This window comes from Pseudomonas sp. S4_EA_1b, assembly GCF_016307435.1.
GTDB classification, from domain to species: domain Bacteria; phylum Pseudomonadota; class Gammaproteobacteria; order Pseudomonadales; family Pseudomonadaceae; genus Aquipseudomonas; species Aquipseudomonas rhodesiae.
The window spans coordinates 63,041-69,474 of record NZ_JAEILC010000100.1 but is presented as its reverse complement, the minus strand read 5'-3'; the positions used below and the strand labels follow the sequence as shown (position 1 = coordinate 69,474).

Sequence of the window (6,434 nt, the reverse complement as noted above, 5' to 3'; positions counted from 1 at the left end):
ACTTTTGGGGCGCACTTCAGAGTGTCAGTCAACTTCTGTGTGACTGATCCACCGCCACCGGGGGCAAGCCCCCTCCCACATTTGTTCTGTGTTGAGTCAGTCGGACCAGGGAGCTTTGCGGGCGTTGTTCAGTTCCACCAGATAACCCTCTCCGCCCAACTGGCTCATCTGTTGTCGAATCCACGCCGCGCGCCGCGCCACGTACGCTGTTGGGTGACTGGCACTCCACACCCGAGGGTTGGGCAACACTGCCGCCAGATAACTGGCCTGCTGCCGCGATAACCCCTTGGCACTCACTCCAAAGTGATGGCGCGCCGCCGCTTCAACGCCAAACACCCCGTCGTCCCATTCCACGCTGTTGAGGTACACCTCAAGAATCCGTTGCTTGGGCCACAGCACCTCGATCAGTCCGGTAAACCACGCTTCCAGGCCTTTGCGCAGGTAACTGCGGCCGGCCCACAGGAACAGATTCTTCGACACCTGCTGGGTTAATGTGCTGGCGCCGCGTATCGAGCCGCCGCGCTCGTTGTGCGCTAATGCCGCTTGGATCGCGCCGAAATCAAAACCCCAGTGCTGTGGGAAACGTTGATCTTCGCCGGCCATCACCGCTACCTTGAGTTCGTCGGAGATCTCGTCCCATGGCACCCAGGTGCGCTGTAAGTCGATGGGTTCGCCATCGAACCACGACTCGATCTTGCGCTCCACCATCAGCGCAGTGAACGGCGGTGGGACGACACGGAACAGCAGCACCAGCAACACACTGCCAATGGCAAACCATTTCACGACTTTGAGTAAGCGACTGAAGAGGACACGCAGCATAGAGATGGCTTGGCCGAACCCGTTGAGCGGGCCATTATACAGACCCTGCCCGATGAGTCTGACTGGAGTTCCCATGCTGCGTAGTTTTCTGATGTTGGCTGCCTTTTTTGGCTTCACGGGCGTTGCCCTTGGCGCCTTCGCCGCCCATGGCCTGAAAAACCGCCTGAGCGCCGATTATCTGGCGATCTTCCACACTGGCGTAACCTACCAGCTGGTGCATACCCTGGCGCTGTTCGGCGTTGCTTTGCTGGCAGCTCACATTCCCGGTCGGCTGGTGACCTGGGCGGGCGTATCGTTTGTCGTCGGCATCCTGCTGTTCTCCGGCAGCTTGTATGTGCTGACCATGACCGGTATCAGCAAGCTCGGCATCATCACCCCCTTCGGTGGCCTGGCTTTCCTGCTTGGCTGGTTCTTTCTGGGCCTGGCTGCCTGGCGCATGCAACTGACCGCTTGACGCTTGGAGCTGACCTTTGGTGGCCAATCGAGCTAGAATGCGGGCCCCTTAAAACGATGGCGGCCCGTGGCATGCGCATTCAGTTGAACGGCGAATCCTTTGAACTGCCCGACGGTGAAACCGTTGCGGCCCTGCTGACCCGCCTGGAGTTGACCGGACGTCGCGTCGCAGTGGAACTCAACCAGGACATCGTCCCGCGTAGCCAGCACGAGGGCACCACGTTGAGCGACGGCGACCAGGTCGAAGTGGTTCACGCCATTGGCGGCGGCTAGTCGCCCCCTTGGCGCGATGGCGCCGCCCCGGATTCTGCAGAACCTCACCCCATTACGAGGATTTCCCATGAGCATCGTTCGTAACGACAAGCCCTTCGTCCTGGCCGGCCGTACCTACCAGTCCCGTCTGCTGGTCGGCACCGGCAAGTACCGCGACATGGAAGAAACACGCCTGGCCATCGAAGCCTCCGGTGCCGAAATCGTGACCTTCGCCGTACGCCGCACCAACCTCGGCCAGATCGAGGGCGAGCCGAACCTGCTCGAAGTGCTGTCGCCGGACCGCTACACCTTCTTGCCGAACACCGCCGGTTGCTACGACGCCGTCGAAGCCGTGCGCACCTGTCGCTTGGCCCGTGAGCTGCTCGATGGTCATAACCTGGTCAAGCTGGAAGTGCTGGCCGACCAGAAAACCCTGTTCCCCAACGTGATCGAAACCCTCAAGGCCGCCGAAACCCTGGTCAAGGAAGGTTTCGACGTGATGGTCTACACCAGCGATGACCCGATCATCGCGCGCCAATTGGCCGAGATCGGCTGTATCGCGGTGATGCCGCTGGCCGGCCTGATCGGTTCAGGCCTGGGGATCTGCAATCCCTACAACCTGCAGATCATCCTCGAAGAAGCCACGATCCCGGTATTGGTGGATGCGGGCGTTGGCACCGCCTCCGACGCGACCATTGCCATGGAATTGGGCTGCGACGCGGTGCTGATGAATTCGGCCATCGCCCATGCCCAGCAACCGATCATGATGGCCGAAGCCATGAACCACGCCATCGTCGCGGGCCGCCTGGCCTACCTCGCCGGGCGCATGCCGAAAAAACTCTATGCCAGCGCCTCTTCGCCGCTGGATGGTCTGATCAAGTAAGAGCCATTGATGACTGAATCACACGAAACGCCGAACACACCCGAAGCCGACGACGCGTCCAAGCACCGCCGCATCAAGAGTTTTGTGATGCGCGCCGGTCGCATGACCGAAGGCCAGCAAAAGGGCCTGGAGCAAGGTGCGCCGCTGTTCGTGCTGCCGCTTGCCGACGCGCCGGTGGACTATGACCAGGTGTTCGGCCGTTCGGCCCCGCGTTCCCTGGAGATCGGCTTCGGCATGGGGCATTCCTTGCTGGAAATGGCCGCCGCTGCGCCGGACCAGGATTTCATCGGGGTGGAAGTGCACCGTCCGGGTGTCGGCGCGCTGCTCAACGGCGTGCTAACCCAGGGCCTGACCAATCTTCGGGTGTACGATTGCGACGCGATCGAGGTGCTTAACCGCTGCATCGCCGACAATAGCCTCGACCGCTTGATGCTGTTCTTCCCCGATCCATGGCACAAAGCCCGTCACCACAAGCGCCGCATCGTGCAGGCTTCCTTCGCGGAGCTGGTACGCAGCAAGCTGAAAGTGGGCGGCATCCTGCACATGGCCACCGACTGGGAGCCCTACGCGGAGTACATGCTGGAAGTGATGAACGTCGCCCCCGGCTACCGCAACCTGGCCGAAGACGGCAAATGCGTACCGCGCCCGGCCGAACGCCCTATTACCAAGTTCGAACGCCGTGGCGAGCGGTTGGGGCATGGGGTGTGGGATTTGAAGTTCGAGAAGTTGGCGTAACTCGCCACTGACTTGCAAGGCAACTCAATGTGGGAGGGGGTAAGCCCCCTCCCACATTTTTTTGTGTTGGATTTGAGATCAGCGGCGATCCGCGACGACCCCAATCAACACCAGCACCACCACCAGCACCGGCGCCAGGCTGTAGTTGTTGAACTGGCTCAACCCGCGCACGATCCACGGGGTGGCGTAGATCAGCGCGGCGCCGCTGCCGATCATGCAGACCAGCGCCATCAAGGGCACGCGCAAGGCGCCGGCGATGCTGCCCAGGCGGGCTTCGACCCAGCCTTTGATGTCGGCGCCGAACAGCACCAGCAAGCAGCCGACCAGTGCCAGGGAGATTTCCGACAGGTTGCTGCGGCTCCAGCGGGATACGGTGGCGAGCAGGTCGAGTACCAAATCCATTCGAATTCCTTAGAGCGTCAGCTCAAAAACTTCTGCAACAGGTCATTGAGAAAGAGTTGCCCGCGGTCGGTCGCCGCCAGGCGTGACGGTTCGACCTGCATTAAGCCGCTTTGTTCTGCGTCGCGGCGCCCTTCGTCGAGGCTGGCCAGGTCCAGGCCTGTGCGCTCTGCGTAGAGCCTGGCGTCGACACCATCGGTGAGGCGCAGGGCGTTCATCAGGAACTCGAATGGCAGTTCTTCGTTGGTCAGCTCCTTCGCGCCGGCCTGGAAGTTTTTGGCCGGGTTGAGGTAGTCCTTCGGTGCGCGGGTTTTCCAGGTGCGCACGATGCGCCCATCCGGGTGGCTGAGCTTACCGTGGGCCCCGGCGCCGATGCCGATAAAGTCGCCAAAGCTCCAGTAGTTGAGGTTATGCCGCGCCGGGCGCCCCGGTTGGGCATAGGCCGACACTTCATATTGCGCGTAACCGTGTTCAGCCAGCAGGGCCTGGCCGGCTTCCTGGATATCCCACAACGTGTCATCTTCCGGCAGCGCCGGCGGCTGGTTCCAGAACACCGTGTTGGGTTCCAGGGTCAGTTGGTACCACGACAAGTGCGTCGGTTTGAGCGCGATGGCCTGGCGCAGGTCGCTCAGGGCGTCATCCAGGGACTGATCGGGCAAGCCGTGCATCAGGTCCAGGTTGAAGTTATCGAAACCGGCCTGCCGCGCCATGCCGGCAGCGCGGATGGCCTCGTCGCCGTTGTGGATGCGGCCCAGGGCTTCGAGTTTGTCCTGCTGGAAACTCTGAATGCCGATGGACAAGCGGTTGATCCCCAGCTTGCGGTAGGCCACGAACTTCTTTTGCTCGAAGGTGCCGGGGTTGGCCTCCAGGGTGATCTCGATATCGTCGGCGAACGGGATGCGCGCTTGCACGCCCTCCAGCAGACGGCCCAGCGCCGTCGCGCTGAACAGGCTCGGAGTGCCGCCGCCGAAAAAGATCGAGCTCAATTCTCGGCCATAGACCGCGTGCAGATCCTGGTCGAGATCGGCCAACAGGGCGTCCACATATGCCTCTTCCGGCAACGCCGGGCCGGCGGTGTGGGAGTTGAAGTCGCAATAGGGGCACTTGCGCACGCACCACGGGATATGGATGTACAGCGCCAAGGGCGGCAGCATCGGCAAGGCTGCCCGAGGTGTTTGCGCGCCGCCGTGGATCAGCGGCTGCGCGGAGGTGTTCTGGGTCATTTCAGGCCCAGGCGCTGGCGCAGCAACGCCATGGCACGGGCGCGATGGCTGATCTGGTTTTTGTCGGCCGGGCTCAGTTCGGCGCTGGAAACATTGCGCTCCGGCACCCAAAACAGCGGGTCATAGCCAAACCCATGCTCGCCACTGGCCGCGTGCAGGATGCGCCCGTGCCACAAGCCTTCGCAGAGGATCGGCAACGGGTCATCGGCGTGCCGTACCAGCGCCAGAACGCAGACGAATTGCGCGCCGCGCTCGGCATCCGGTACGTCCTTAAGGGCATCGAGCAGCTTGGCGTTGTTGGCCGCGTCGCCCTTGCCGTCGGCATAGCGCGCCGAGTAGATGCCCGGGGCACCGCCGAGGAAGTCCACGGCCAGGCCCGAGTCATCCGCCAACGCCGGTAGGCCGGAGATGCGCGCCGCATTGCGGGCCTTGAGGATGGCGTTCTCGACGAACGACAGGCCGGTTTCTTCCGGCTCCACCTGGCTGAATTCACCAATCGAGCGCAGTTGCACGGATTCACCGAGCATCGCCTGCAGTTCTTTGAGTTTGCCGGCGTTATGGCTGGCCAGTACCAGTTGATTAAGGTTCATCATTCGGCCGGAAACAGTTCTTGGTTGAATTGGAAGCTATGCGCTTTGCCGCCGGTTTCAACGTTGATGGTGAAGGTCTTGTATTCCCGCTGGGTCACTGAGTACGGCGCGAGATAGTTGATGCCACCTTTTTCGTTGATCTGCTTGAAGGTGAGGATTTCGCTCTTGCCGCCCAAATCCTTGATGGTGCCCGTCACTTGCGCGGCCACCGGGGTGACGCCCTTGATCACCGTGACGTTGATCAGACCTTTCTCTTTGCTGCGGACCACGCCGATGTTCTGGGCGGTTTCCGGTTGCAGGAAGCTGGAGGTGAAGGTGTTGTAGTGGACGGTGATATCACCGAAGTCTTTCTTGCGATTAGCGTCGATAGCGTCCGCGGCCATGGCGCTGGCGCCCAGGCACGCGGTCAATAGAAATACAGCCAGGCGGCTCATGAGCGTCCCTCTTGAAAATGATTAGACGGCAATCTTGTGGTCGGCCAGACCGGGGCTGCTGACCCGGTAGATGCCAATTTCGCCCAACAGGTTGGGCCATAGTTTACTCGCCCAGCCGTGACGGTGCTGTTGGTCGACGGCGAGGCGGTTGATCACCTTGGCTTCCCGCTCACCGCACAGGGCTTCGAAGTCTTCGAAGGTGCAGAAGTGGATGTTCGGCGTGTTGTACCAGGTGTAGGGCAGGAAATCCGAAACTGGCATGCGGCCCTTGGTGGCCAGGTACCAGCGGCAGCGCCAGTGCCCGAAATTGGGGAAGGTGATGATGCACTGACGGCCCACGCGCAGCATTTCGTCGAGGATGCGGTCCGGGTAATGCACGGCTTGCAGGGCCTGGGTCATCACCACGATGTCGAAGCTGTTGCTGGCAAAGTTGCCCAGGCCCTTGTCCAGGTCCTGCTCGATCACGTTGATGCCTTTGGCCACGCACTCGGCGATGTTGTCCGGGTCGTTTTCCAGGCCGTAACCGGTGACTTGCTTGTTGTCCCGCAGCCAGCTCAGCAGTTCGCCATCACCGCAGCCCAGGTCGAGCACGCGGCTGCCGGCGGGTATCCAGTCTTGGATGATTTCCAGGTCGGCTCTCATGGCG

The 6,434-nt window shown here is 61.7% G+C and carries 10 protein-coding genes; 4 read left to right on the top strand and 6 right to left on the bottom strand.

Annotation, left to right across the window (positions count from 1 at the left end):
• Positions 1–96 precede the first annotated feature (96 nt).
• Positions 97–819 carry a monofunctional biosynthetic peptidoglycan transglycosylase gene (gene mtgA / locus YA0848_RS27855; protein WP_169902995.1) on the bottom strand — a complete coding sequence of 241 codons (723 nt, stop codon included), beginning with the start codon at positions 817–819 and terminating at the stop codon, positions 97–99.
• 73 nt (positions 820–892) lie between these two features.
• On the opposite strand from mtgA, the gene YA0848_RS27850 reads away from it, so the two are divergent.
• The 4 genes from YA0848_RS27850 (at position 893) to trmB (ending at position 3,142) form a co-directional block, all read left to right on the top strand.
• The gene (locus tag YA0848_RS27850) at positions 893–1,273 is read left to right on the top strand and encodes a DUF423 domain-containing protein (protein WP_034139680.1); all 381 of its coding nucleotides are present in this window, start codon (positions 893–895) and stop codon (positions 1,271–1,273) included.
• A gap of 71 nt (positions 1,274–1,344) precedes the next feature.
• The gene (gene thiS / locus YA0848_RS27845; RefSeq protein ID WP_034101286.1) at positions 1,345–1,545 is read left to right on the top strand and encodes a sulfur carrier protein ThiS; all 201 of its coding nucleotides are present in this window, start codon (positions 1,345–1,347) and stop codon (positions 1,543–1,545) included.
• A 67-nt stretch (positions 1,546–1,612) separates the two neighbouring features.
• Positions 1,613–2,407 carry a thiazole synthase gene (locus YA0848_RS27840; RefSeq protein WP_034101284.1) on the top strand — a complete coding sequence of 265 codons (795 nt, stop codon included), beginning with the start codon at positions 1,613–1,615 and terminating at the stop codon, positions 2,405–2,407.
• 9 nt (positions 2,408–2,416) lie between these two features.
• Positions 2,417–3,142: a tRNA (guanosine(46)-N7)-methyltransferase TrmB gene (gene trmB, locus YA0848_RS27835; RefSeq protein WP_034101282.1), complete on the top strand. Its 726-nt coding sequence runs from the start codon at positions 2,417–2,419 to the stop codon at positions 3,140–3,142.
• Positions 3,143–3,220: 78 nt separating this feature from the next.
• Here trmB and YA0848_RS27830 read toward each other — a convergent pair whose 3' ends face one another.
• The 5 genes from YA0848_RS27830 to metW all read right to left on the bottom strand — a co-directional run bounded on the left by YA0848_RS27830 (position 3,221) and on the right by metW (position 6,430).
• Entirely contained in the window at positions 3,221–3,544 is a 324-nt protein-coding gene (locus YA0848_RS27830; protein WP_016972961.1) for a DUF3392 domain-containing protein, read from the bottom strand.
• 17 nt (positions 3,545–3,561) lie between these two features.
• Entirely contained in the window at positions 3,562–4,695 is a 1,134-nt protein-coding gene (hemW, locus tag YA0848_RS27825) for a radical SAM family heme chaperone HemW (protein ID WP_221440366.1), read from the bottom strand.
• A gap of 65 nt (positions 4,696–4,760) precedes the next feature.
• A complete protein-coding gene (rdgB, locus tag YA0848_RS27820; protein WP_034101279.1) occupies positions 4,761–5,357 on the bottom strand; it encodes an RdgB/HAM1 family non-canonical purine NTP pyrophosphatase in 597 nt (198 codons plus the stop codon).
• A complete protein-coding gene (locus tag YA0848_RS27815) occupies positions 5,354–5,788 on the bottom strand; it encodes a DUF4426 domain-containing protein (protein WP_034101278.1) in 435 nt (144 codons plus the stop codon). The genes rdgB and YA0848_RS27815 overlap by 4 nt, the downstream gene beginning before the upstream one ends.
• Before the next feature lie 21 nt (positions 5,789–5,809).
• Positions 5,810–6,430 carry a methionine biosynthesis protein MetW gene (gene metW / locus YA0848_RS27810; protein ID WP_034101277.1) on the bottom strand — a complete coding sequence of 207 codons (621 nt, stop codon included), beginning with the start codon at positions 6,428–6,430 and terminating at the stop codon, positions 5,810–5,812.
• Positions 6,431–6,434: the final 4 nt, after the last annotated feature.